At 72.1% G+C, this 25587-nt stretch carries 18 protein-coding genes; 13 read left to right on the top strand and 5 right to left on the bottom strand.

All coding sequences use genetic code 11. The annotated features are described in order from the left end of the window. Position 1: 1 nt before the first annotated feature. The 4 genes from ADX84_RS11135 to ADX84_RS11120 are packed head-to-tail and all read left to right on the top strand — an operon-like array spanning position 2 to position 5866. Entirely contained in the window at positions 2-1624 is a 1623-nt protein-coding gene (locus ADX84_RS11135) for an FAD-dependent oxidoreductase (RefSeq protein WP_049571736.1), read from the top strand. Between the two features lie 50 nt (positions 1625-1674). Continuing rightward, a complete protein-coding gene (locus ADX84_RS11130) occupies positions 1675-3855 on the top strand; it encodes a hydantoinase/oxoprolinase family protein (protein WP_049571733.1) in 2181 nt (726 codons plus the stop codon). Continuing rightward, on the top strand, positions 3852-4538 hold the full coding sequence (locus ADX84_RS11125) for a hypothetical protein (protein WP_199776554.1): 687 nt from the start codon (positions 3852-3854) through the stop codon (positions 4536-4538). The genes ADX84_RS11130 and ADX84_RS11125 overlap by 4 nt, the downstream gene beginning before the upstream one ends. Next, positions 4535-5866 (top strand): transporter, encoded by a 1332-nt coding sequence (locus tag ADX84_RS11120; protein WP_049571730.1) that lies wholly within the window; start codon positions 4535-4537, stop codon positions 5864-5866. Before ADX84_RS11125 ends, ADX84_RS11120 begins: the two co-directional genes overlap by 4 nt. A gap of 70 nt (positions 5867-5936) precedes the next feature. On the opposite strand, the gene ADX84_RS11115 is transcribed toward ADX84_RS11120, so the two are convergent. Next, positions 5937-7775: a serine/threonine-protein kinase gene (locus tag ADX84_RS11115; protein ID WP_049571727.1), complete on the bottom strand. Its 1839-nt coding sequence runs from the start codon at positions 7773-7775 to the stop codon at positions 5937-5939. A 296-nt stretch (positions 7776-8071) separates the two neighbouring features. On the opposite strand from ADX84_RS11115, the gene ADX84_RS11110 reads away from it, so the two are divergent. The 3 genes from ADX84_RS11110 (at position 8072) to ADX84_RS11100 (ending at position 11481) form a co-directional block, all read left to right on the top strand. Continuing rightward, on the top strand, positions 8072-9325 hold the full coding sequence (locus tag ADX84_RS11110) for a cytochrome P450 (protein WP_049571724.1): 1254 nt from the start codon (positions 8072-8074) through the stop codon (positions 9323-9325). Positions 9326-9421: 96 nt separating this feature from the next. Then, on the top strand, positions 9422-10492 hold the full coding sequence (locus ADX84_RS11105) for an endo-1,4-beta-xylanase (RefSeq protein ID WP_234003923.1): 1071 nt from the start codon (positions 9422-9424) through the stop codon (positions 10490-10492). A 62-nt stretch (positions 10493-10554) separates the two neighbouring features. After that, the gene (locus ADX84_RS11100) at positions 10555-11481 is read left to right on the top strand and encodes an aminoglycoside phosphotransferase family protein (RefSeq protein WP_049571721.1); all 927 of its coding nucleotides are present in this window, start codon (positions 10555-10557) and stop codon (positions 11479-11481) included. Positions 11482-11677: 196 nt separating this feature from the next. Here ADX84_RS11100 and ADX84_RS11095 read toward each other — a convergent pair whose 3' ends face one another. Next, positions 11678-12685 (bottom strand): AraC family transcriptional regulator, encoded by a 1008-nt coding sequence (locus ADX84_RS11095; RefSeq protein ID WP_049571718.1) that lies wholly within the window; start codon positions 12683-12685, stop codon positions 11678-11680. Between the two features lie 82 nt (positions 12686-12767). Here ADX84_RS11095 and ADX84_RS11090 point away from each other — a divergent pair, with 82 nt between their 5' ends. Beyond that, entirely contained in the window at positions 12768-13631 is an 864-nt protein-coding gene (locus tag ADX84_RS11090) for an NAD(P)H-binding protein (protein ID WP_049571820.1), read from the top strand. Between the two features lie 375 nt (positions 13632-14006). Here the strand turns inward: ADX84_RS11090 and ADX84_RS11085 are convergent, their stop codons facing one another. Further along, positions 14007-14711 carry a pentapeptide repeat-containing protein gene (locus ADX84_RS11085; RefSeq protein ID WP_049571714.1) on the bottom strand — a complete coding sequence of 235 codons (705 nt, stop codon included), beginning with the start codon at positions 14709-14711 and terminating at the stop codon, positions 14007-14009. Positions 14712-14762: 51 nt separating this feature from the next. After that, entirely contained in the window at positions 14763-16346 is a 1584-nt protein-coding gene (locus ADX84_RS11080; RefSeq protein ID WP_049571711.1) for a PucR family transcriptional regulator, read from the bottom strand. A gap of 293 nt (positions 16347-16639) precedes the next feature. On the opposite strand from ADX84_RS11080, the gene ADX84_RS11075 reads away from it, so the two are divergent. The 5 genes from ADX84_RS11075 to ADX84_RS11055 all read left to right on the top strand — a co-directional run bounded on the left by ADX84_RS11075 (position 16640) and on the right by ADX84_RS11055 (position 23463). Beyond that, complete coding sequence (locus tag ADX84_RS11075; protein WP_049571708.1) at positions 16640-17509, top strand: xanthine dehydrogenase family protein subunit M; 870 nt, start codon at positions 16640-16642, stop codon at positions 17507-17509. After that, complete coding sequence (locus ADX84_RS11070) at positions 17500-18018, top strand: (2Fe-2S)-binding protein (protein WP_049571705.1); 519 nt, start codon at positions 17500-17502, stop codon at positions 18016-18018. The genes ADX84_RS11075 and ADX84_RS11070 overlap by 10 nt, the downstream gene beginning before the upstream one ends. Next, complete coding sequence (locus ADX84_RS11065; protein WP_049571701.1) at positions 18015-19373, top strand: 8-oxoguanine deaminase; 1359 nt, start codon at positions 18015-18017, stop codon at positions 19371-19373. Before ADX84_RS11070 ends, ADX84_RS11065 begins: the two co-directional genes overlap by 4 nt. After that, positions 19373-21808, top strand: a complete 2436-nt coding sequence (gene pucD, locus ADX84_RS11060) for a xanthine dehydrogenase subunit D (protein ID WP_049571698.1) — start codon at positions 19373-19375, stop codon at positions 21806-21808. Before ADX84_RS11065 ends, pucD begins: the two co-directional genes overlap by 1 nt. 212 nt (positions 21809-22020) lie before the next feature. Further along, the gene (locus tag ADX84_RS11055) at positions 22021-23463 is read left to right on the top strand and encodes an NCS2 family permease (RefSeq protein ID WP_049571696.1); all 1443 of its coding nucleotides are present in this window, start codon (positions 22021-22023) and stop codon (positions 23461-23463) included. Between the two features lie 385 nt (positions 23464-23848). On the opposite strand, the gene dctA is transcribed toward ADX84_RS11055, so the two are convergent. Further along, a complete protein-coding gene (gene dctA, locus ADX84_RS11050) occupies positions 23849-25267 on the bottom strand; it encodes a C4-dicarboxylate transporter DctA (RefSeq protein WP_049571817.1) in 1419 nt (472 codons plus the stop codon). Between the last annotated feature and the right edge of the window lie 320 nt (positions 25268-25587).

Genomic DNA, 25587 nt, shown 5'->3' with positions numbered 1-25587 from the left:
CATGACCCGCAGCAGTACCGAGATCCTCGTGGTCGGCGCCGGACTGGGCGGGGTCGCCGCGGCCCTGGCCGCCGCCGACTCCGGCCGCCGCGTGGTGCTCACCGAGCCGACCGACTGGATCGGCGGCCAGCTCACCTCCCAGGCCGTGCCCCCCGACGAGCACCCGTGGATCGAGCGGTTCGGGTGCACGGCCTCCTACCGACGCCTGCGGGAGGGGATCCGCGACCACTACCGGCGCGTGTACCCCCTGCGCGCGGAGGCCGCAGCCGAACGCGATCTGAACCCCGGCGCGGGCCGGGTGAGCAAGCTCTGCCACGAGCCCCGCGTGGCCCTGGCCGTACTTGAGGAGATGCTGGCCCCACACCGCTCGGCGGGGCGCGTCACCGTCCTGCTCCGCCACCGCCCGGTGGAGGTCAGTGCTGACGGCGACCACGTCCGGTCGGTGGTCCTGGAGGACCACGAGGGCGGGCGGCACACCGTCGAGGCCGCCTACGTCCTGGACGCCACCGAGGACGGGGACCTGCTGCCGATGGCCGGGATCGCGCACGTCACCGGGGCCGAGGCCCGCTCGGAGCACGGCGAGCCGCACGCACCCGAGACCGCCGATCCCGCCAACCTCCAGGGCATCACCTACTGCTTCGCGGTGTCGCACCACGAGGGTGAGGACCACACCATCGAGCGCCCGGCCATGTACGACTTCTGGCGCTCCTACCGGCCGGACTTCTGGCCCGGGCCGCTGGTGGGCTTCTCCGCGCCCGACCCCCGCACCCTGGAACCGGTCGCCCGGACCTTCGTACCCAACCCGGGGACGGATCCGCTCGCGATCGACGCCGACCAGAGCGCCGACGCCGGGGACAAGGAACTGTGGGGGTTCCGCAGGATCCTGGCCCGGGGGCTGCACACGCCCGGCGCCTTCGAATCCGACATCACCCTGGCCAACTGGCCGCTGAACGACTACTGGCTCCTGCCCGCCCTGGAGATCGAGGGGGTGGTGGACGCCGACACCGTGCGCCGGGCCCACGAGGAGGCCCGCCAGCTCTCGCTGTCGGTCCTGTACTGGCTCCAGACGGAGGCTCCCCGGGCGGACGGTGGCACCGGCTTCCCCGGGCTCCGACCCCGCCCCGACGTCACCGGCGCGCCGCACGGACTGGCCAAGGCGGCCTACGTGCGCGAGTCCCGGCGGATCAGGGCCGTCACCACGGTCACCGAGCACGACGTCTCCCTGGACCTGCGCGGACCGCACGGCATCGTGCGGCGCCACGACTCGGTGGGGGTGGGCAGCTACCGCATCGACCTGCATCCCTCCACGGGCGGCGACAACTACGTGGACATCGCCAGCGTGCCCTTCGAGATCCCCATGGGAGCGCTCCTGACCGAACGCGCGACCAACCTCCTGCCCGCCGCCAAGAACATCGGCACCACCCACATCACCAACGGCTGCTTCCGTCTGCACCCCGTGGAGTGGAACGTCGGCGAGGCGGCCGGGCGCCTGGCCGCCTTCGCCCTGGACCACGACACCACGCCGCACGCCGTGCACGACAAGACCGACCTCCTCCGGGACTTCACCGCGCTGCTGGACCGCACCGGCGTGGAGCGCAGCTGGCCCGACGTCCGCGGCTACTGACGTCAGCGGACGCTGAACCCCCCAGGCACCACCGCACAGACAGGCCCCCCATGAGCGACCCGACACCACCCCCGGCCCGCGACCCCGTACGCGTCGGCATCGACGTCGGCGGAACCTTCACCGACGCCGTCGCCGTCAGCGCCACCACCTACGCCCTCCTGGGGCAGGTCAAGGTACCCACCAGCCACGACCACGCCGACGGCGTCGCCGACGGCATCATGACCGCCCTGGAACGGCTGCTCGACGACATCGGTGTGAGCGCCGACGACGTCGGCTTCCTCGCGCACGGCACCACCCAGGCCACCAACGCCCTGTTGGAGGGCGACGTCGCCACCATCGGGATCGTGGGGGTGGGCACCGGGTTCGACGCCCTGGCCAACCGGCGTCTGCGCTCCCTGGGCAAGCTGCGGCTCGACTCCGGCCATGCTCTGCCGGTCCGGTACGCCGCCCTGCGCGAACCCGAGAGCTCGGAGGCCGCGCTGGCCAGCGTCGACGCGGTCATCGCCGAGGGCGCGGAGGTGATCGTGGCGGTCGAGCCCTTCAGCGTCGACGACCCCCGGGGCGAACGCGCCGTCCTGGAGGCCGCCGCCAGCCGCCACCTGCCCGCCACCGCCACCCACGAGATCACCCAGCTCTACGGCCTGGGCAAACGGGCCCGCACGGCGGCGCTCAACGCCGGGGTGATGCCCCGTATGCTCCTGACCGCCGACCTCGTCGAGAGCAGCATCCTCAGGGCAGGGGTGAGCGCCCCGCTGATGGTGATGCGGTGCGACGGCGGCGTGATGTCGCTTCCGGAGATGCGTCACCGCCCCCTGCTCACGGTCCTGTCCGGCCCCGCGGCCGGGGTCGCCGGGGCGCTCATGGGCGAGAAGGTCAGCGAGGGCGTCTTCCTGGAGACCGGCGGCACATCCACCGACATCAGCGTCATCCGGCGCGGTCGCGTCCAGATCCGCCACACCGAACTGGGCGGCAAGGAGACCTACCTCTCCGCCCTGGACGTGCGCACCGTCGGGATCGGCGGCGGCTCCCTGATCCGGATCAGCGGTACCGGGCCCGCCGGGGCCTCCCTGATCGACGTGGGCCCGCGCAGCGCCCACATCTCCGGCCTGCCCTACGCGTGTTTCGCCGAGCCCGCCGAGCTGGAGGGCGCGCGCCTCGTCACGATCAGGCCCCTGGAGGGCGATCCGGCCGACTACGCGGTCCTGGAGAGCGACGGAGGCCGGTTCGCGCTGACCGTCACCTGCGCCGCCAACGCCGCCGGACTGGTCCCCGAGGGCGACTACGCGCGTGCCGAGTCCGCCACCGCCCGTACTGCCCTGGAACCGCTGGCCGAGGCCCTGGGCACGGATGTCGAGGGCGCTGCCCGCCAGGTCCTGCACCGGGCGACCGACCGCGTGTCCGAGGTCGTGGACGCCCTCGTGGACGACTACGGCCTGGACCGCGACGTGTGCTCGATGGTCGGCGGTGGCGGAGGTGCGGCCACCGTCACCCCCTACCTGGGCGAACGCATGAGACTGAACGCACGCATCGCCGCGCACAGCGAGGTCATCAGCCCGCTGGGGGTGGCCCTGGCACTGGTCCGCGAATCGGTGGAGCGCATCATCCCCGGCGCCACCCACGCCGACGTCCTGGCGGTACGGGCCGAGGCCGAGCAGGCCGTCCTGGACCAGGGCGCCGACCCGAGCGCCATCGAGGTGGACGTCACCGTCGACCCCCAGCGCAACCTGGTCACCGCCGTGGCCACCGGCGCCACCGAACTACGCACCAAGGACCGCTCCTCGGTGGCAGGCGAGGCCGCCACCCGCGCCGCCGTCGCCGCCAGCCTGGACGCGCGTCCCGAGGAGCTCACCGAGTACGCCGCCACCGACCAGTACCGGGTCCTGGGCCTGGTCCGTCGCCCCGGTGGCCCGTTCGGCCGCTTCGGCCGGGAACGCACCCACGTGCGCGTGGTCGACTCCGAAGGGGTGGTGCGCCTGCACAGCTCCGACGCCGAGGTGGACACCCTCGTCGCCGGTCAGGCCGAGGGCGGGCTCAAGGACCTGGTGGCCGAACGCACCGTCTACGGCGACGGCGGCGCCGTGCCGCCCGCGGTGTGGCTGCTGCTCGGCCCCAAGCTGGCCGACCTGTCCGGGGTGATGGACTCCGGACACCTGCTGGCGCTGGCCGCGACGGAGATCGCCCGACGCGGCCCGGAGGAGAAGGTCGTCGTCCTCATGGAGCGGCGCCGATGAACACCCCGACGCCACCCACACCACCGCACAGGGGCAGTCTGCGGGAACGCTACGCGCGCATCGCCGACCAGAGCGAGGAGGAGCTGGCGGCCGACCTGCTCTCCCTCACCCCCACGCACGGCGGACGCGACCGCGAACAGCTCCGCGGCTGGGCCGCCACCGCCCTGGAGTTCGGCCGCGCGATGGCCGACTCCCGCGGCGGCACCTGGGCCCCGCCTGAACCGCGGATCACCGAGAGGGAGCGGGGCGGAGTCAGCTCCCGCGAGGTCCTGCTGGCCGAGTACCTCCACCGAGGAGCCCGCTCCCAGGTGGTCGTCTACACCGACGCCCTCACCTTCGCCCAACGCGTCGCCCGGGCCGCGGGGTGGAGCGAGGACTACACCCGCGACACCGTACGGCAGGCCGCACTCGCCCACGAGGAGGCCCACCGCATGCTGCACGGCGAACTCGGCCGGGAGCTGCGCCGCAGGATCGACCACACAGCCCTGCGCTTCGGCCCGCTGCGCCTGCGCGGCCACGTGGTCGGCGCCGACGAGATCACCGCGCACGCCTACGCCCACCGCCGCTGCTCGCTGCGCCGCAGCCCGCTGGCGCTCACCGCGGCCATCGCCGCGGCCCTCACCCACCGGAGTCCGCACCCACCGGGGTCGGGCTCCCGCACCACCCCCGGAGACCGCCCGTGACCGCCTTCGGAATCCTGCTCGCCATGGCGGTGGGTGTCGGCCTGATGCTGACCCGCCGCCTGCCCACCGCATTCGCCCTCGTCCTGCTGTCCGTGGCCATCGCGCTGATCGCCGGAGCGCCGCTCACCGGGGAGGAGGACAGCGTGGTCGGGACCGTCCTGCAAGAGGGCGCCCCGCGACTGTCGGCGACCATGATCGCCATCCTCCTGGGCAGTTGGCTCGGCACCCTGATGTCCGAGACCGGCATCGCCTCCACCCTGGTCCGCAAGATCGTGGAGTTCGGCGGCGAACGCCCCTCGGTCGTGGCCGTCGGGGTCTTCTTCATCGCGATCCTGTGCGGCAGCATCACCGGTTCCGCCCCCGCCGCGATGCTCGCCGGGGTGGTGGGCATCCCGGCGATGATCGCGGTCGGGGTCACCCCCACCGTCGCGGCCGGGACCGTGCTGGTGGGTATCACCGCCGGCGTGCCGCTGGAGCTGATCAACTGGCAGTTCCTCTCCGACGCCATCGGTGTTCCGGTCTCCACCGTCCAGTACTTCCAGCTGCGTCTGTTCCCGATCGCCCTGGCCGGAGGCCTGGCCTACATCCTGATCGAGATGCGCCGCAAGGGTGCCCGGCACACCTGGGCGGTACGCGTTCCAGCTTCGGCAGGAGGCGGCGGCGCGGACCAGCCCGTCAGCCGACGGGAGAAGGCGGCCGAGCGCCGACGCCGTCGCGGTGACGCCCCCTGGTACGCGCTGGTCACTCCGCTCGTGCCGATCGTGCTGGCGCTGGGGTTCGAGATCCCCATCATCCCGTCGCTGCTGGCCGGTGTGGTCTTCGCCCTGTTCACCGCCGTCCCCTGGCGGGAGATGACCGCCACAGCGCTGCGCACCCTCTACCAGGCCTTCGACGTGGCGGCCCCGCCGATCGTGCTGTTCATCGCGATCGGCATGCTCCTGGCAGCAGTGGGCCTGCCCGGCGCGGTCACCGCGCTCAGCCCGGTCGTCACCGCGGTCAGCCCGAGCAACCCCTGGCTGTTCGTCCTGGTCTTCGCGCTGATGGTCCCGCTGAGCCTGTACCGCGGACCGATGAACATCTTCGGCCTGGGCGCGGGCGTGGCAGGCGTGCTCATCTCGGGCAACATCTACCCTGCCGCAGCGGTCCTGGGCCTGATGGCCTCCTACGGGCAGGTGCTGGGCGTCTCCGACCCCACGAGCACACAGACCGTGTGGGCCTCGCAGTACGCGGGGATCCGACCCGAGCGCTCCATGCTCTCCACCCTGCCCTACACCTGGGTGATCGCCGTGGCGGGGCTGGTCCTGGTGGTCTTCCTCTACCTGCTCTGACCCGCGGGAAAGGGCAAGGGGGTGGTGGGACCGCTGCGGTCCCACCACCCCCTCGGGGTCAGCCCGCAGGTCAGCCCCAGAAACCGAAGCTGAACAACAGGAAGTTGGTGGCGGCCATGGCCGCCAGCGCCAACACCGCGCCCACCACGAACGACGTCCGCAGCGAGCGGATCAGGTACTCCAGGGACACCATGTTGTTGAGCAGGAAGTAGCCCAGCATCATCGCGTGGAGGAACCCGTCCACGCTCCACGGCTCGAAGTAGAAGACCGACCCGGTCCACATGTCGGCCTCGGCCGTGAACCACGCCCAGGCCAGCGACGCCCCGTACCCCAGGGGGATCTGGATCAGCGGGATGATCATCAGCGGCAGCAGCTTCACGAAGCCCCACAGCCCCGGCTGGTCGGCGCGGCGCGCCTCGGCCTGGGCCCGGCGGGCGGCGTCCTGCTCGGCCCGCATCCGGTCGCGGTGGGCGCGCTCGGCCTCCTGGCGGCGCCGCTGCTCCTCCTGCTGTTCCTGGGACCGGCGCTGCTGTTCCTGCCGCTGGCGCTGCTGCTCCATCTGTCGCTGACGCTGCTGCTCCGCCTGGCGGTACTGGCCGTCCTGCTGCTGACGGGGGTCGGTGCGCTGGTCGCGGCGCCCGCCGTAGAGGTCCGCGTAGGGGTCCTCCTCGCTCGGTCCGCCCTGGCCACCCTGACCGTACTGCTGGGTCTGCTGGTGCTGCTGCGTCGGCTGGAACTGGGCCGTGGGCGGGACCTGGCCGGGCTGGCCCGGCGCCTGGGTCCCAGGGAAGCCGGCAGTGGGTTGGTGGGGAGCGCCCGGCTGGTTGCCCAGCACCGAGGTCGCGCCCGCCGAGGGGTCCTGGGTCCCGTACCCGCCCGACGGCGCCACCTGCGTGGAATGGTCGTCCCCGAAGGCGCCCGCCGCGGCGGCACCGGCCACCGCTCCGGCCGCGCCGCCCAGCGCGGCGGCCCCGCCCGCGCCGAGGGCCTCGGTCCGCTGGTGGCCGCCGGTCGCGCCGGGATCGCCCGCCGAGGTCGCCAGGGCCTTGTTGACCTTGGCCACCTGCTCCTGCACACCCATCATCACCGCCGGGGGGAGCCAGGAGGACCCGGCGTGCACGTCACCCAGGTAGTCGAGGATCTCGCCCGGTCCCGGCCGCCCCCGCACGTCCTTGGACAGGCAGGCCGCGATCAGGTGGCGCAGCGACTCCGGGACGGCGGACAGGTCCGGTTCCCGGCTGATGATGCGCATGACCATCGTGGGCATGTTGCCCTCGCCGAACGGCCCGGTCCCAGCGGCCGCGAAGGCCAGCACCGCTCCGTAGGCGAACAGGTCGCTGGCGGGGGTGAGTTCGGAGCCCTGCACCTGCTCGGGGCTCATGAACCCCGGCGTGCCGATCACCGACTGGGTCGCGGCGGTGCCGTCGGTGGCCCGCGCGATACCGAAGTCGATCACCCGGGGCCCGTCCTCCGACAGGAGCACGTTGCCGGGCTTGAGGTCGCGGTGGATCAGCCCGACCCGGTGGATCTCCGCCAACGCCTCGGCCAGACCCGCCGCCAGGACCCGTACGCTCGCCTCGGGCAGCGGGCCGTGGGCCTGCACCGCCTCGTCAAGGGGAAGCGAGGGCACGTAGGAGGTCACCAGCCAGGGCACCTCGTCGTCGGGCCCGGCGTCGATGACCGGGGCGGTGAACGCCCCGCTGACCTGACGCGCCGCGGTGACCTCGCGGGCGAACCTCTGCCGGAAGGAGGGGTCGCTGGCCAGGTGCGGGTGGATGCGCTTGATCGCGACCGCGCGGCCGCCGGCCGAGCGCCCGAAGAACACCTGACCCATGCCACCGGCGCCCAGGCGACCGATCAGCCGGTACCGACCGACCCGCTCCGGATCAGAGTTCTCTAGCGGCCCCAACGTCCTCAACCTCCGGCTCTGCGGCGTCTTCCTACCGAACGGGGCCCCAGTCTAGGCCTTGGCCGCCCCCGCCCGACCACCGTCACGATGTGTGATCCGCCCCGGTGCCCCGGGGTTCGCGCGAACCCGCAGGAGGGAGCCGGGGGACCCGCGCGGAGAACGACGGGAACGGAGTGAACGAGCGGCCCCCGGGGCGCGGTTCCCACCTGGCCACAGACGGCCAACTCCCGCGTTCGCCCCGGGTACGGGGGCCGGGAGGCCTAGGCTCGGAGGGTCACCGAGAGGAGCCATCAAGCATGCGGACACTCGACACCCTCCGTATCGACGCCCAGCTCCGCCTGGCCCACGGCGTGTCGTGGCTCACCGCCCAGCGCGGCGACCACCCCAGCCGCCTCCTGCACTGGCCCTGGCGGCAGAACCCCTACCCGACCTACCGCAGGATGCGCGAAGAGGGCCCGGTGGTCTCCAGCAGGCTCGGGTTCAGTGCCGCCACCACCCGGGCCGCCGTGGACGAGATCCTGCGCTCGCGCGACTTCGGCGTGGAGCCGCCCGAGGGCGTCGAGGTACCCGACCAGCACCGCGCCGTCGACCTGTCCTTCCTCCAACTGGACCCGCCGGACCACACCCGACTGCGCAAACTCGCCCGCCCGGCGTTCAGCCCGCGCCGCATGACCGAGTACCGCGCCGAGATCGAGAGGATCACCGCCGACCTCCTCGACGCGGTCCCGGCCCGCGACGGGTTCGACCTCATGCGCGACTTCGCCCAACCCCTGCCCATCAAGGTGATCAGCCGCCTGTTGGGAGTCCCCGAGCGCGACGACGCCGACTTCGTGCGGATCGGCTACGTGATCGGCGGGGCACTCGACGGGGCCAGCTCGGCGCGTCACCTGCGGGAGATCCAGGACGCGACGGCAGAATTGGACCAGTTGTTCGCTCGTCTGATGGCCGACCGCCGAGCCGAACCACGCGAGGACGTGGTCTCCACCCTGGTCAGGCAGACCGACGACGGGGAACTGACCGCCGCCGAGCTGACCGCGATGTGCCGTCTGCTGCTGGTGGCCGGGTTCGAGACCACGGTGAACCTGATCGGGAACGGGGTGATGGCGCTGTTGCGCCACCGGGAGCAGTGGGAGCGGCTGGTCGCCGATCCCGCTCTGGCCACCGGGGCCGTGGAGGAGGTCCTGCGCTTCGACTCGCCGGTCCAGCTCACCGGACGCTGGTCCCGGACGGACACCGAGGTCCAGGGGATCCCGGTAGGGGCCGGAGAACAGATCATGTGCCTGATCGGATCGGCCAACCGGGACCCGGGGCACTTCACCGACCCCGACCGGTTCGGCATCACCCGGGCCGACGCCGCTGAGCACCTGTCCTTCTCCGGTGGGGCCCACTACTGTCTGGGCGCTCCACTGGCCCGGCTGGAGGGCGAGATCGCGCTGCGCGCGCTGGCGGAGCGGGCTCCCGGGCTACGGCCCACCGCGATGCCCACCCGGCGGGGCACGCTGACCGTGCGGGCCCTGTCCGAGTTCCCGGTGTCCACCGGGAGCCGGTAGAGGGTGGGGACCGACGGGGTTCGGGGGGCCGTCCGGAACGGCTGGCGTTCGGCCACGCGCGGAAGGGGTGTCCTGCTTTCGGCGGGAGCGGTCTGCGTGGTGGTCTTCCTGGTGGTCGCGGTTCTGGCGTTGGTCCTCCCCGGCCCCGTCCGGGAGCCGTCGAGTGAACTCCCGGCCCTGGCGGGTTCGCACGGGATCGAGCTGGGCGTGGCCGTGGCCGTGAACCCGCTGACCCACGAAACCGAGTACCGGGACGTGGTGACCGACCACTACACGTCGGTGACGGCCGAGAACACCATGAAGTGGCAGTACGTCCAGCCCGAGCGCGGCACCTTCGACTGGAGCGGGCCCGACGCGGTGGTGGGTTTCGCCGAGGACCACGGGCTGTCGGTGCGGGGGCACACGCTGCTGTGGCACAACCAGCTGCCGGCCTGGCTGGCGCAGGGGTCCTTCGACCCCGACGATCTGCGCGAGGTGATGAGGGAGCACTTCGGCGCGGTGATGGGCCGCTACCAGGGGCGGGTCGCCTCATGGGACGTGGTCAACGAACCCTTCGAGGACGGCTCCCCACAGCTGCGCGAGAACCTCTGGCACCAGACACTGGGCGAGGACTACGTCGCCGAGGCGCTGCGGGCGGCGCACGACGCCGACCCCGAGGCGAAGCTCTACATCAACGAGTTCGGGGTGGAGGGCAGCGGCGCCAAGGCCGACGCCCTGTACGAGCTCGCCTCGGACCTGCTGGACCAGGGCGTGCCGCTGCACGGGATCGGGTTCCAGGGCCACTTCGTGCACGGGGACGTGCCCGAGGACCTGGCCGAGAACATGCGGCGCTTCGCCGACCTGGGCCTGGACGTGGAGATCAGCGAACTGGACGTGCGCGTCCCCGAACCGGCCAGTGACCAGGACCTCTCGGCCCAGGCCGACGAGTACCGGCACGTCCTGGAGTCCTGCCTGGCGGTGTCGCGCTGCGTGGGCGTGACCGTGTGGGGAGTGAGCGACGCGCACTCGTGGATCCCCGAGTGGTTCCCGGGGTACACGGCCGCGCTTCCCTTCGACGACGACCACGCTCCCAAGCCCGCGCTGGCCGGTATGGTCGAGGCCCTCCGCCGAGGCCGTCGGGCCCATGGGCGGGCCCGCGGGAAGGTGACGGTGTTCGGTACGCGCTAGGCACGTGCCCCGCCGACACTCCTTCGTCACAGCCGAACACGACGACGAAGGAGACCGGGACCATGGACGAGACCACTCCCCCGATCCCCGTTCCGCCAGCGCTCGCCGCGACGCTCGACGGGTTCTTCGACCCCGCGTGGGCCCGGGACCTGCCCCGGTTGGCCGCCCGCCAGTGCGACCGGTGGGGGCTGCGACCCACGGGGGCACCCATGCACGGCGCCGTGGCGCTCGTCGTCCCGGTGGAGCGGGCGGACGGTTCCCCGGCCGTGCTCAAGGTACAGCCGGTGGACGAGGAGACCGAGGGCGAACCCGTGGCGCTGCGCGCCTGGGACGGCGACGGCGCGGTGCGGCTGTTGGACCACGACTCCGGCACCGGGGCGATGCTGTTGGAGGCGCTGGACCCCACCCGGCGGCTGGACACCGTGCCCCTGGACGAGGCGCTGGGGGTGATCGGCTCCCTGCTGGGCCGACTCGGTGCCCGACCCGGGCCGCCCGGGACGCGCGACCTGGGGACGATGGCGCTGCGTATGGCGCGCGACGCCGAAGCCGTGGTCGGCTCCGAGCGTGTCCGGGCGCGGACCCGGGCGCGCCTCGGACGGTGGGCGGGGCTCGCCCGGGAGCTGGCCACCGAACCGGGCGACCAGCTGCTCCACTGGGATCTGCACTACGGGAACGTGCTGGCGCCGCTGCCCGGTTCGGGTCGGGGGCCGTGGCTGGCCATCGACCCCAAACCGCTGGTGGGCGACTCGGGCTTCGAGCTGCTGCCCGCGCTGCGCAACCGGTGGGAGGAGGCCGAGGCCACCGGCGACGCGGTCCGGGAGACCCGGCGCCGCTTCGACCTGCTGACCGAGGTGGCGGGGCTGGACCGGGAACGGGCCCGCGCCTGGACGCTGGTGCGGGTCCTGGAGGACACCCTCTGGGAGATCGAGGGCGGCGCGACGCAGATGTCCGGGTTCCAGGTCGCGGTGGCGCGGGCCCTGGACACCTGACCCGCCAGGTTCACGGCCGCCGGAGGTCCACTCCCAGGCGGGAGCCGATCCGCCGGGCCACAGCCCCTCCAGGGGCGCAACGACGTGGGCGCGGCCGAGTTCGCGCCTGCCGCCGAACTCGACCCTGTGGGCCACCGGGCGGAGGGCCTCGATCCCCTCGGTGCACAGCGCGGTGCTGTTCGGACCGTCGAGCGCCTCAACTGGACGGAACGGGGGCGACGCCCACCAGGTCCGCCTCTCCCCTCGGCGCGGACCACTGCGCGGGCGCGCCCGAGGCGGCCCGGCGGTGTTCGGTGGGCGTGGTGCCGCGCAGCCGTTTGAAGGCCGCGCTCAGGGCGAAGGCGTTGGAGTAGCCGACCCTGCGCGCGATCGCCTCCACGGTGGTGTCGGACTCGCGGAGCAGGTCGGCGGCCCGCCCCACCCGCCAGTCGGCCAGGTAGGTCATGGGCGGGACCCCCACCAGCGCGCGGAAGTCGCGGGCCAGGGTGGCGCGGGAGACCCCGCAGTGTTCGGCCAGCAGGGCCACGGTCCAGGGGTTGTCCGGGCGGTTGTGCATCAGGCGCAGCGCCTGGCCCACCACCGGGTCGTCCATCGCGGTGTACCAGGCGGGCGGACGGGCACCGGGGCGGTCGAACCACGCGCGCAGCATGGTGATCAGGGCCAGGTCCAGCAGGCGGTCCAGGACGAGTTGCTGGCCGGGGGCGGGACAGTCGATCTCGGCGGTGATCAGCTCGCGGAGCCAGTCGTGGCACTCGTCGCCCGGGACGACCAGGACCGGCGGCAGGGCGCAGACCAGACGTTGGCTGAGGTCGCCGGAGACCTCGTAGTAGCCGCTGAGCAGCAGGTCCGGGGACTCCGAGGATTCGCCGTAGGTGCGCAGCCCCTGGCTGGCCTCCTCGGTCAGGGCGGCGCCGTCCGGCCCCAGGCAGGTGTCGCGGTCCAGGACCGTGCAGGTGACGGGGGCGTCGGCGGGGTGGGCGTCGGTGTGGGGACCGGGGGCGCGCAGGATGGCGGTGTCCCCGGCGGCCAGTTCGAGCGGCTCACCGTGCTCCGGGACGATCCAGGCCCCTCCTCGCACCATGGTGACCAGTGTGAGCGGTGAGCTGTGGGCGAAGCGCACAGCCCAGGGCGGATTCATGACCGACCTGCTGAAGAGCGCCCCTCGGGCGCGGACCCCGTCCAGGAGGTCCGAGAGTGCGTCCATACTCGCAAGCGTAGACGATGGAATATCCGCTTGAGCTTCTGGACCATGGATCGTCTCAGATCATCGGGGTTGAATCATGGTCATGACAGAGCACACGACACAACAGACGACACGTCCGGTCCTGGTGACCGGAGCGACGGGGATGACCGGCAGTCGGGTCCTGGCCCGGTTGCGGGAACGGGGCGTGGCCGTTCGGGCGGCCTCCCGTTCCTCCGAGTGGGGGTTCGACTGGAGCGATCCGTCGACCTGGGACCGGGTCCTGCGCGGAGCCGGGGCGGTGTACCTGGTGCAGAACGACCTGGACCCGCGCGCTCCGGAGTTCGTTGAGCGCGCGGTCGCGCTCGGGGTGGAGCGGGTCGTCCAGCTGTCGGCGCGTGGCGTCGACGGGCCGAACTACTTCGAGTATCCGAACGACACCCCCGCGCACCTGGTGGGAGAGCGGGCGGTGAGGGCCAGCGGCCTGGAGTGGACGATCCTGCGTCCGGGCTGGTTCTCACAGAACTTCAGCGAGGGACTGCTCTCGGACGGGGTGCGCTCCGGGGTGCTGCGGCTGCCCACCGCCGACGGGGCGACCACCTGGATCGACACCGAGGACATAGCTGCCGTCGCGGTCGCGGCCCTCACCGAGTCGGGCCACCACGGACGTACCTACGAGCTGGGCGGACCCCGGGCGCTGAACCTGTCGGAGGTGGCGGCCGAGATCTCCCAGGCACTGGGCCGCACCATCCGCTACGAACCGGTGTCCGAGAAGGAGTACGCGAGCGGCCTCCTGGCGCAGGGCTGGTCCGAGGCGGGGACCGATGACATGGTCATGGCGCTCTCGGCCATCCGGCGCGGCCTGGAGTCCACGTACGTCCCCGGTGTCCGTGAGGCGCTGGGGCGTGACCCGCGCGGCTTCTCGGACTACGTGGCCCGCACCTTCCACGAGGGCTGGGGGCTCTCCTGACGCGCTCCGCCCATGGGACGCACTCCGGGCGCGGAGTCGCCGATCCCGACCACGTCCCGGTGGAGTCCGGGTCGGACGCGGACGCCTCACCGGCCATCCGGCCTCCGAGACGTCCGTGTGCGACAGCGGGGTGGGGCGGAAGATCCCGCGTCCCGGGTGGTTGTCTCCCCCATCCCGCGCGGCACGGAACGCCCACCTCTCCCCCGGCGCCCGGGAGGCGCTGGGGCGCGAGTCACGTTCTTTCGAGGCGTTCGTGGGGGACGCAGGGCGGGGCATGGGAGAGGTGAGACGAAGCGATAGCTTTACGATGTAGATTCTTCACGGCGCCCTGTTCCGCGGGAGTCCTCCTCGCGGGGCGGGGTCGCCGCTTGGTGCCTAGTCCGTGACGGTGATGCCCAGCGACCCCAGGATCATCCCGGCCTGGGCGGGACCGATGGTGGCGCCGCGCAGGAAACCGGCCTGCTGGAGCTCCAACTCCCCCAGGTCCACCCCGCGCAGGTCCGCCCCGGTGAACCGGGCGTTGACCAGGTTGGCCCCGCGCAGCCGCGACTCCACCCACACCGTCTCGCGCAGGTCCGCCGAGGCCAGGTCCACCTCGTCCATGCGCAGACCCTCCAGGGTCTGACCGCGAAGGACCAGCCCCTTGCAGCGGGCCAGCATCAGGTTGCACTGGGCGAAGGAGTAGCCGATCCCCCGCAGCGAGTTGAGCCCCGCCCCGGTCAGCCTGCACCCCGTGAAGACGGTGTCGGTGAGCAGCGCGCCCTGCCAGCGGGTGTTGGCCAGGTCCATGCGCTCGAAGCGGGTGTCCGTGCACTCGGTGTTCGCGAAGGAGGCACCAGGGGCCCCTCCCCCGGTGAACACCGCCCCCTCCAGGACGGCGCGGTCCAGACGGGCCCCGTCCAGGCGGCAGTCGACGAACCGCGCGTCCACCAGGTGGGCGTCGCGCAGGTCGGCGCCGCTGAGGTCGCAGCGGGTCAGGACGCGCGGGGCGCCCGGGTCCTTGGACAGGGCGTCGCGCAGGTCGTGTTCGGACAGGTCGGCGTCGGTGGTCTCGGACTGCCCGAGAAGGTCGGTGCTCACGCTCCGGACTCTAACGTTCACCACCGACAACGGGCGCCCGTGTCGGAGCACTCAGTCGCGCAGTTTGAGTGCCAGGAACAGGTCGACCCGGTGCTCCAGACTGCTGAGGTCGCGGCCGGTGAGTTCCTCGACCCGGCCGATCCGGTAACGCAGGGTGTTGACGTGGACGTGCATGGAGGCGGCGCAGCGCTGCCAGGAACCCGAGTGGGACAGGAACTGCTCCAGGGTCTCCACCAGCTCGGACCGGTGGTCGCGGTCATACTCCAACAGAGGTCCCAGCAGTCGCTCGCGGTAGGAGGTCTGCACCTCCTCGGGCACCGAGGCCAGCAGGAGTTCGTGTGAGTCGATCTCGGCCCCGGCGATCACCCGGGAGCGCCCGCCCCGCAGCTCCGCGAGGCGGCGGGCGTGGCGGGCCTCCACGGCGGCGCCGCGCAGCTCGGCCACGCCTTGGGAGGCCGAGCTCAGCCCCACGGCCAACCGGTAGTCGAGCAGCCCTCCGTCCAGGACGCGGGCCCGGTGGACCAGTTCGGACCGGATGGCCTCGGCCCTGGCGCGGGCCTGCTCCTCGGGGCCCTCCACGGGGACCACGGCGAGGGCGTCGTTGTCCCCGGTGACCACGGCTCCGGGGTGGTCGGCCACGAGTTCGGCGACCACGCGGCGCGCCAGGTCGGGCACGCGCGGCTCGGGGAGCATCATGGCACTGACCACGACGTGCACGCGGTCGTCGGGCTCGGGGGCCCTCTCCTCACCGGTGCCGCGCATCAGGGCGGTGACCTCGTCGAAGCGCTGGGCCGCCAGGAGCCGGGGCAACCCCTCGAGGTGCCGCGCGGTGGTGAGGGAGCGTTCCTCGTCGCGGCTGCGGGCCAGGACGCTGACGGAGACGAGTTCGGCGACCGCCTCGTGTTCCTCCTCGCTCCAGGACTCGTGGTCGCCGGTGCACACGAGCAGCCAGTTGGAGAGCGGGTGCGACTCCTTGGTCCGGATGGGGACGACTGTCAGGGCGCGGCCCTGCCCGCCCGCGGAGCCCCGGGTGGTGTGCGGGAAGGACGACCAGGTCAGAGCCTTGGCCGCGAGGTCCTCGCGCTCCTCGGATGTCAGGGCCCCACCGGAGGAGGCGACCTGCCGACCGCTCGCGGAGACCACCCACGCGGTGACCCCGGCCTGCCGGGCGGCGGACGCGAAGGCGTCGGGGAAGTCGGCCCCCGAGGCGACCTCGGCCATCAGGCGGCGCTGGCGGTCCCGGGTCTCGGCGATCGTCGTGAAGCGGCGCTGGGTGAGGGAGCGCAGCACCTCCTCGGTGACCACGCCGAAGGAGGTCTCCGGGGGGATCTCCACGAGGGGGACGTCGTGGGCCGCGCAGGCGGCGACCAGGTCGTCGGGGACCTCTCCCAGGGCGGTGCCCGCCCCCACCGCCAGGGCCCCGGCGCCGACCACGGAGGCCACGAAGGTCTCGGAGTCCTCGGGGCGGGTCCGCCACATCATGCCGGTGAGGACGAGTTCCCCGCCACGCAGGTAGCGGGCGGGTTCGAGCAGGTCAGTGGTGTAGGCCCACCGGATGTCGCGGTGGGCGTGCTCGGCACCCGCCAGGAACCGCAGGTGCAGTCGCCTGACGGCGAGCAGCTCACTGATCTGCATGGGCTTCCCTCTGTCGGTCGGGTGGGGCGGCTTCCCCTGATGGTGGCTTCGTACCAGGACAGTGTGCCCCCGAACCAGGGCGTTCGACGACATCACCGGCGGTTCCGGGGCGTGACTCCGACACTGCTTGTAGGAAACGCCCAACTCCGCCCGTTCGTTCCGCGGACTCTTCATGTCATCGACGGCTGGTCGGACGCCGGAACAGGGTGTTCTACTTCACAGCATCGCCCACCAAGGAGAGGTCGCGACAGAATCGACGCGACCGGACCGCACTGCGCAGGACGAGGACGAGCATGGAATTCCTGAGGCCATCCACGCTGGTGGAGGCCCTAGAGGCCAGGAGCGCCCACCCCGACGGTGTGCCCATCATGGGCGGCACCGACGTGATGGTGGAGCTGAACTTCGACAAGCGCCGCCCCTCGGCGCTGATCGACCTGACCCGGGTCCCCGAGCTGACCGAGTGGGGGGTGGACGGCGACCGCACGCGCCTGGGCGCCGGCGTTCCCTACACCCGGATCATCGAACACCTGTCGGGCCGTGCGCCCGCACTGGCCAGGGCCTCGCGGTCGGTGGCCTCCCCCCAGATCCGCAACCGGGGCACCGTCGGCGGCAACCTGGGCGGTGCCTCCCCCGCCGGGGAGGCGCACCCGCCGCTGCTGGCCACCGACGCCGAGATCGAGCTGGCCTCGGTGCGCGGCACGCGGCGTGTCCGGGCCCGCGACTTCTATCTGTCGTTCCGGACCACCGCGCTGCGGCCGGACGAACTGATCACGGCGGTCCTGCTGCCCGAGGCCGCCGGCCCCCAGCAGTTCGCCAAGATCGGCACCCGTAACGCCATGGTGATCGCGGTGACCTCCTTCAGTCTGGCTCTGGACTCCGAGCGGCGGACCGTGGGCACCGGGATCGGTTCGGCCGGCCCGACGCCGCTGCGCTCGGAGGCGGCCGAGGAGTTCCTGGAGGCCGAGTTCGACTGGGAGGACGGCCGTCCCCTCTCTGAGTCCGTGGTCCGCCGCTTCGGCGAGCTCGTGGCCGCGGCCTCCCGTCCCATCGACGACCAGCGCGGCACCGCCGAGTACCGCAGGCACGCCCTGTCAGTCATGGCGCGTCGTGCGCTGAGCTGGTCCGTCACCGACTACCGGAAGGGGTCCGCGCGATGCGCGTGAATCTGAACGTCAACGGTGAGGACGTCACCGCCGACAACGTGTGGCCGGGCGAGAGCCTGCTGTACGTGCTGCGTGAGCGCCTGGGCCTGCCGGGCAGCAAGAACGCCTGTGAGCAGGGCGAGTGCGGTTCCTGCACGGTCTACTTCGACGGTGTGACCGCGTGTTCGTGCATGATCGCCGCCGGACAGGCCGAGGGGCGCGAGGTGCGCACCGTCGAGGGTCTGGCCGAGGGGTCGGGCAAGGGCGGCGACCGGACCCTGGGCGTGGTCCAGGAGGCCTTCGTGGAGGCGGGCGCCGTCCAGTGCGGGTTCTGCACACCGGGTCTGCTGGTGCAGACCGACGACCTGCTGGAGCGCACGGTGGGCGCGGGCGGGCAAGCGCCCGGGGACGCCGAGATCCGTGAGGCGCTGGCGGGCAACCTGTGCCGCTGTACCGGGTACGAGAAGATCATCGACGCCGTGCACCTGGCGGCCGGGCGTCGTGCCGAGGAAGCGGGGAGCGGCTCATGAGCCGGACCGTCATCATCGAGCGCGCACACGTCGTGACGGTGGACGGCGCGGAGTACGCCGACGGGCACGTGGTGTCCCGGGACGGTGTGATCACCGCCGTGGGCGCGGGACCGCCGCCCCGAGTGGAGGGGGAGGTCGAGCGGATCGACGGGCGCGGCTGCGTGGCCACTCCGGGTCTGGTCAACACCCACAACCACCTGTACCAGTGGGCCACCCAGGGCCTGTTCGCTGACGGCACGCTCTTCGAGTGGCTGGTGGGCTCCTACGAGATCTGGCACCGGCTGGACGCCGACGTGGTCTCGGGGACGACCTCGGCCGGTCTGGCCCACCTGGCGCTGTCGGGGTGCACCACCGCCTCCGACCACCACTACATCTACCCGGCGGGGCGCGGCGACATCGTCGCCGCCGAGGTGGAGGCCGCCCGTGAGGTGGGTGTGCGCCTGGACCTGGCGCGCGGTTCGATGGACCGGGGGCACAGCCAGGGCGGCCTGCCCCCGGACAGCGTGGTGGAGACCCTGGAGGGCGCCCTGGCCGGTACGGCCGCGGCGATCGACGCCCACCACGACGCCTCCGCCTCGTCCATGACGCGGGTCGCGGTGGCGCCGTGTTCCCCGTTCTCGGTCTCCCGGGAGCTGATGACCGGCGCCGCCGAACTGGCCCGGGACCGGGGCGTGCGCCTGCACACCCACCTCGCCGAGACCCTCGACGAGGAGGAGCAGTGCCTGGCCGAGTTCGGGTGCACCCCCGTGGAGTACGCCGAGAAGCTCGGTTGGCTGGGCGAGGACGTGTGGTTCGCGCACGCCGTGCACCTGTCGGACGCGGCGATCGGCCGGATCGCGGCCACCGGGACCGGTGTCGCGCACTGCCCGACCTCCAACGCCCGTCTGGGCGCCGGTATCTGCCGGGTTCCGGAGCTGCTGGATGCCGGGGCGAAGGTGGGCCTGGGCGTGGACGGCCCGGCGTCCAGTGAGTTGACGGGGCTGGCCGGTGAGATGCACCAGGCCCTGCTGATGGCCCGTGCCCGCAAGGGCCCCCAGGCGCTGACGGCGCGCCAGTCCCTGGAGCTGGCCACCCTGGGCGGCGCCCGGGTGCTGGGCCGCGACGCGGAACTGGGCTCGCTGACCGTCGGCAAGCAGGCCGACGTCGCCCTGTGGCGGGTGGACGGGTTCGGCCACGACGTGATCGCCGACCCGGTGGTGGCGCTGACCTTCGGCCCCGTGCCGCCCCTGGAGCGGCTCCTGGTCGGCGGGAACACCGTCGTCGACCGCGGTGAGCTGCGCACCCTGTCCGCCGAGACTGCCGCCGCGCGGGGTCGTGCGGCGCACCGATCCCTCATGCAGGAGGCGAACCGCTGATGAAGGCGACGACCGAGACCGTGACCACGGACCTGTCCAGCACCACGAAGGACGGCCTGGGCGCGAGCCCCCGCCGACCCGACGGCACGCTGAAGGTCACCGGAGAGTTCGCCTACTCCTCGGACCTGTGGATGGAGGGCATGCTGTGGGGCGCGACCCTGCGCAGCCCGCACCCGCACGCCCGCATCCTGGGCATCGACGTCACCGAGGCCCTGCGGCTGCCGGGTGTGGAGGCGGTGCTCACCCACGAGGACGTGCCCGGCGCCAAGCGCTACGGCCTGGAGTACCAGGACCAGCCGGTGCTCGCCTTCGACAAGGTGCGCTACAAGGGCGAGGCGGTGGCCGTGGTGGCCGCCGACCACCCCGAGACCGCGCGCCGGGCCATGGAGCGCGTCCGGGTGGACTACGAGGTGCTGCCCCCGGTGAGCGACTCGGTGCGGGCCGCCCACGACCCCGAGTACCCGCTCGTGCACGAGGAGGGCACCCTCCCGGTCCACGAGGAGTACCGCCAGAGCGGCAACCGGGTGCGCCACCAGCCCATCCGCAGCGGCGACTTCGCCGCGGCCGCGGAGTCGGAGCAGGAGCGGCTCCGGGTCCTGGAGCGCCTGCGCGCCGAGGCCGACGCGGTCGTGGAGACCGAGTACGAGGTGGGCATGCAGGACCAGGCCTTCCTCGGCCCGGAGTCCGGCATGGCGGTGCCCGCCGAGGACGGCGGCGTGGACCTGTACGTGGCCACGCAGTGGCTGCACGTGGACCAGAAGCAGATCGCCCCGGCCCTGGGCCTGCCCCAGGACAAGGTGCGGCTCACACTGGCCGGTGTGGGCGGCGCCTTCGGTGCCCGTGAGGACCTGTCCATGCAGATCCACGCGGCCATGCTGGCGCTGCGCACCGGCAAGCCCGTGAAGTTCGTGTACAACCGCGAGGAGTCCTTCTACGGCCACGTGCACCGGCACCCGGCCAAGATGCGCTTCGAACACGGGGCCAGGGCCGACGGCACGCTCGTGTACGCCACCCTGGAGATCATCGTGGACGGCGGCGCGTACGCGTCGGCGACCCCGGCGGTGGTGGGTGTGGCCTCCTCACTGGGCATCGGCCCCTACGAGGTCCCGCACGTGATGGTGGACGCCTACGGCGTGTACACCACCAACCCGCCGTGCGGCGCCATGCGCGGGTTCGGCGCGGTGCAGGCCTGCTTCGGCTACGAGTCGCAGATGGACAAGCTCGCGGCGGAGCTGGGCATGCACCCGGTGGCGCTGCGGGTCAAGAACGCGATGGCGCAGGGCTCCCGGATCATCACCGGCCAGGAGATCGACATGCCGCTGCCCATGGTGGAGATGCTGGAACGCGCCCGCGACCTGCCGATGCCCGTGGAACGGGCCTCGTTGGAGGACCCCTCCGACCAGCGCACCCTGCCCGGCGGCGTGGCCGGAACCACCCGCGGCGAGGGGGTGGTGCGCGGCGTGGGGTACGGGGTCGGCCTGAAGAACCTGTGCTTCTCGGAGGGCTTCGACGACTACTCCACGGCGCGGGTGCGCATGGAGATCGTGGGCGGCGAGCCGGTGGTGCTGGTGCACACGGCGGCCGCCGAGGTCGGCCAGGGGCTGGTGACGATCAAGGGACAGATCGCTCGGACCGAACTGGGGGTGGAGAAGGTGGCGATCGCCCCCTCCGACACCCAGGTGGGTTCGGCGGGTTCGTCCTCGGCCTCCCGGCAGTCGTACATGACCGGCGGCGCTGTGAAGATGGCCTGCGAGGCGGTCCGGGGGGCCGTGTTCGCGCTGGCGCGGGAGCGCGGGATCGTTCCGGCGGAGGTGGCCGACTCCGAGCTGTCGCTGGTCGGCGGCAAGGTCGTCTCGGAGAGCGCCGGGGTCCTGGTGTCCCTGGCCGACCTCCTGGGCGAGTCCGCCAGCGGCGGGACGGTCGTGGAGGAGACCCGCGAGCACCACCACCGGCCCACCGAGGTGCTCGACCCGACCCTGGGGCAGGGGGACTCGCACACGCAGTTCGGGATGTGCGTGCACCGTGCCGTGGTGGACGTGGACGTCGATCTGGGCCTGGTGAAGGTGGTGGCCCTGGACGCGGTCCAGGATGTGGGCAAGGTGCTCCACCCGCAGCAGCTGGCCGGTCAGATCCAGGGCGGCTCCGCCCAGGGGCTGGGGTTGGCGCTGATGGAGGAGATCCAGGTCAAGGACAGCGAGATCCGCAACCCGTCCTTCACCGACTACCTCATCCCGACCATCCTGGACATGCCCCCGATGCGCATCGACGTGCTGGAGCACCCGGACCCGCACGCCCCGTACGGACTGCGTGGAGCGGGCGAGCCGCCGACGCTGTCGTCGACCCCCGCGATCGTGGCCGCCGTGCGCGCCGCCACCGGACGTCCGCTGACGCACGCGCCGGTGCGGCCGGAGGACATCGTGGGCATCGAGCTGTGACCCGTGGCCGCCGCGCGCGGCGGCCACCTCGGGCGGGGTGACGTCGTCGCCCCGTCCCCTCAGTCGCCCGCCCCGGATCTCCGACGCCCTCGGCCCCGGGGCGGGTCGTCAGGAAGGAAACGACCTGACGCCACCCAAGGTTGACTACGCGAAGTAGCGAACCCCCCACCCATGGTGCTATCCACCGTGCTCATATCCCTCCAGGAGGGGACGTGACCAAATCCAACGACACCGGCGCGCGGCCGGGCCCGCGCGCCGGTACGGATCGATCCTGGCTCGACCGGTTCTTCTTCGTCTCCGAGCGGAACTCCACGTTCGGGCAGGAGGTCCGCGGCGGACTGACCACGTTCATGGCGATGGCCTACATCATCGTCCTGAACCCGATCATCCTCGGCGGCGTGGCCGACGTGAACGGCGACCACCTGTCCGCCGCGCAGCTGACCACCATGACCGCTCTGGCCGCGGGGCTGGTCACCATCATGATGGGCGTGGTCGGCCGCGCGCCGATCGCCTGCGCGGCCGCTCTGGGCGTGATGGCGGTCGTCGCCTACCAGGCGGCACCGCAGATGGCCTGGCCCGAGGTGATGGGCCTGGTCGTGTGGCAGGGCGTCGCCATCATCCTGATGGTCGTCACCGGTGTGCGCACCGCCGTGATGAACGCGCTCCCGCACGACCTCAAGCTGGCCATCGGGGTCGGCATCGGGCTCTTCGTGTCGCTGATCGGCCTGACCAACGCGGGGTTCGTCAGCGCGAGCGACGGCGGCAGCCTGCTCCAGATCGGGGCCGCGGGCGGTGGCGGACACCTGGACGGGTGGCCCGTCATGGTGTTCGTGGTCGGGCTCGTCCTGGCCAGCGTACTGCTGGCAAGGAAGGTGCCCGGGGCGATCTTCTACGGGATCGTCGGCGCGACCGTCCTCGCCGTGGTCCTGCACTCCGCGCTGCGGCTGGACCCCGGCTCCTGGGGCGGCGGCGTTCCCGCGCTGCCCTCCAGCCCGGTGTCCACGCCCGACTTCGGCCTGCTCTTCCAGGTGGACATGTTCGGCGCGTGGACCACGGCCGGGCCCACCACCGCCGGGGTCATCCTCTTCACGCTGGTGCTGGCCGGGTTCTTCGACGCCCTGGGCACCATCCTGGCGATCGGCACCAAGGCCAACATCGCCGACGCGGACGGGCAGATGCCCCGGGTGAACCAGATCCTGGTCACCGACGGCGCCGGTGCCGTGACGGGTGGTCTGACCAGCTCGTCGGCGACCCTGGTGTTCGTGGAGTCCACGGCGGGCGTGAGCGAGGGGGCGCGGACCGGCCTGGCCAGCGTGGTGACGGGTCTGCTGTTCCTGAGCGCGGTCTTCTTCGCCCCGGTGTTCGGCATGGTGCCCGCCGAGGCGGCGTCCGTGGCGATGGTGCTGGTCGGCGCCATGATGATGATGCACGTGGGACAGATCGCGTGGACGGACGTCTCGGTGGCCATCCCGGCGTTCCTCACCATCGCGATCATGCCGTTCGCCTACGACATCGCGAGCGGGATCGGGATCGGGATCATCGCGCACACCGTGATCAAGTCGGCGCAGGGCCGGTTCGGCGAGGTCGGCTGGCTGATGTGGATCCTCAGCGCGGTGTTCGCCTTCCACTTCGCGATGCACGCCCTGGGGCTCTAGGGCCTGTTTTTCTGGATGCTTTCGCTCGTGTCGGCGGAGCCGACATCGATGCGAGCGGCCGTCTCCCCTGCTGTGCGCTGCTACGCAAACTCCGCGGCCTCGCACAGCGGCCGCCCAGGCAATCTCTCGCCAGACGATGAGCGAGGTCAGCCCGGGGTTGGCTGTCCGAGTGATGTCGGCGCAGCGAGAGGCCGCCCGGTGGTAACGCGAGGACACCGCGCCGCAGGCGTCCGTCGAGGGTGCTGGCGGGCGACGGGTGGGAGGAATGATCCAAGGAACAGGGCCGGGGCGGGGCCGCGACACGGCGGCCCCGCCCCACCTGCGCGCGGCCGGTCCGCCGTCCACCGACGGCGGCCCGGCCTTCCCCGTTCCGGAGCCCGGAGGGTTACCGTTCCGGCTTCGGCTCGGAGTCGTCCCGGTGCGCCTCGGAGGCGGGCGCGGAGACCGCGACGGTCTCCGCCTCATCGGGACGTTCCCGGTCGTCCTCCGTCTCGGTCTCCACCGGGGCGGGGGGCTCCTTGCCGTCGAGGACGGCGCGCATGCGCTCCATGTCGAGCTGCCCCTCCCACCTGGCGATGACGAAGGTGGCCACGCAGTTGCCGAGCAGGTTGATGGACACGCGCATGGTGTCCATCAGGCGGTCCGCGCCCAGGAGCAGCGCCACGCCTGCGGCCGGGAAGGCGCCCAGCGCGGTGGCGGTCGCCGACAGGGCGAGGAAGGCCGATCCGGGGACCCCTGCCATGCCCTTCGAGGTCAGCAGGAGGATGAGCACCATCATCAGCTGGTCCGCGATGCTCAGGTCCGCGCCGAAGGCCTGGGCGAGGAAGAGCGCGGCGATGGGCAGGTAGATGGCGGCGCCGTCGAGGTTGAAGGAGTACCCGGTGGGAACCACGAGGCCGGTGGTCGCCTTGGAGCAGCCCGCGTTGGTCAGCTTCTGCATGATGCGCGGCATGACCGCCTCGGAGGAGGCGGCGCCGATGGCCAGGGCGAACTCCTCCTTGGTGTAGCGCAGGAACTTCCACAGGTTGACCCCCGCCAGCACACGGGCGATGACCGCGAGGGCGAGCAGGAAGACGGCCGCCGCGGAGTAGCAGGCGATGATGAGCATGCCGAAGCTGCTGAGCGAGGACAGGCCGTAGGCGCCGATGACGAAGGCCATCGCGCCCAGGGCGCCCAGCGGGGCGACGCGCATGATCCAGCCGATGCAGGTGAAGATGACGTCGGTGAAGCGGTCGATGAGGTCGAGGATCGGCTTGCCCCGCTCCCCCAGCTTCGACAGGGCCAGCGCGACGAACACGGCGAAGAACAGCACCTGGAGGAGTGAGTTCTCGGCGAAGGCGCCGACGACGCTCTCGGGGATGACGTCCAGGAGGAACTGGGCGAACCCGGGGATCTCGCCGCCCTGGGTCACCTCCTCCAGCGCGCCGGTGTCGAGGTCGGCGGGGTTGACCTCGAAGCCCACACCGGGCTTGAGGAGGTTGGCCACGACCATGCCGTAGAGCAGCGCGAAGGCGGTCACGACCTGGAAGTACACCAGCGCCTTGATGCCGATCCGGCCCACGGCGCCCAGGTCTCCGACCTTCGCGATACCGGTGACGATCACGCAGAAGATCAGCGGGGCGATGAGCATCTTGATCAGTCGGATGAAGCCGTCGCCAAGCGGGCGCAGGCTCTCACCGAACGAGGGCCACAGGTGTCCGATCAGCACACCCACCACGACGGCGACGATCACCTGGAAGAACAGGGACCGGTAGAAGCGGGGGCGGGGGCGTTCGGGGGCTTCGGCTTCCGTGGCTGCTGCCATGCGGGCCCTCCACAGGGGGTTCATTGAATTTCGGAAACTCTATTCCTCATGGCGGAATAGAGATTCCGCCAGAGTAACGGGCGTCACATAGAACACGCAAGGAACATCGGCACAAACCGGCAGGTAACAACGGTGGCGCCTCCCAGGGCCTTTGACACCGGACTTTTCGCCGCCTTAAGTTGTCAATGTCAACTTCCGTCCCCGGGGAGGGGACGGAAGTTGACATTGACAACTTAAGGCGGCGAAAAGTCCGGGGTCAAAGGCCCTGGGAGGCGCCACCGTTGTTACCTGCCGGTTTGTGCCGATGTTCCTTGCGTGTT

Origin of the sequence: Nocardiopsis sp. SBT366 (assembly GCF_001083815.1) — a bacterium.
Classification (GTDB): domain Bacteria; phylum Actinomycetota; class Actinomycetes; order Streptosporangiales; family Streptosporangiaceae; genus Nocardiopsis; species Nocardiopsis prasina.
This window is presented reverse-complemented; position numbering and strand designations above follow the sequence as displayed.

Coding starts and splice junctions, on each gene's coding strand:
- ADX84_RS11135 (WP_049571736.1), top strand. CDS start 2: ATGACCCGCAGCAGTACCGAGATCCTCGTGGTCGGCGCCGGACTGGGC.
- ADX84_RS11130 (WP_049571733.1), top strand. CDS start 1,675: ATGAGCGACCCGACACCACCCCCGGCCCGCGACCCCGTACGCGTCGGC.
- ADX84_RS11125 (WP_199776554.1), top strand. CDS start 3,852: ATGAACACCCCGACGCCACCCACACCACCGCACAGGGGCAGTCTGCGG.
- ADX84_RS11110 (WP_049571724.1), top strand. CDS start 8,072: ATGCGGACACTCGACACCCTCCGTATCGACGCCCAGCTCCGCCTGGCC.
- ADX84_RS11100 (WP_049571721.1), top strand. CDS start 10,555: ATGGACGAGACCACTCCCCCGATCCCCGTTCCGCCAGCGCTCGCCGCG.
- ADX84_RS11095 (WP_049571718.1), bottom strand. CDS start 12,685: ATGGACGCACTCTCGGACCTCCTGGACGGGGTCCGCGCCCGAGGGGCG.
- ADX84_RS11090 (WP_049571820.1), top strand. CDS start 12,768: ATGACAGAGCACACGACACAACAGACGACACGTCCGGTCCTGGTGACC.
- ADX84_RS11080 (WP_049571711.1), bottom strand. CDS start 16,346: ATGCAGATCAGTGAGCTGCTCGCCGTCAGGCGACTGCACCTGCGGTTC.
- ADX84_RS11075 (WP_049571708.1), top strand. CDS start 16,640: ATGGAATTCCTGAGGCCATCCACGCTGGTGGAGGCCCTAGAGGCCAGG.
- ADX84_RS11070 (WP_049571705.1), top strand. CDS start 17,500: ATGCGCGTGAATCTGAACGTCAACGGTGAGGACGTCACCGCCGACAAC.
- ADX84_RS11065 (WP_049571701.1), top strand. CDS start 18,015: ATGAGCCGGACCGTCATCATCGAGCGCGCACACGTCGTGACGGTGGAC.
- pucD (WP_049571698.1), top strand. CDS start 19,373: ATGAAGGCGACGACCGAGACCGTGACCACGGACCTGTCCAGCACCACG.
- dctA (WP_049571817.1), bottom strand. CDS start 25,267: ATGGCAGCAGCCACGGAAGCCGAAGCCCCCGAACGCCCCCGCCCCCGC.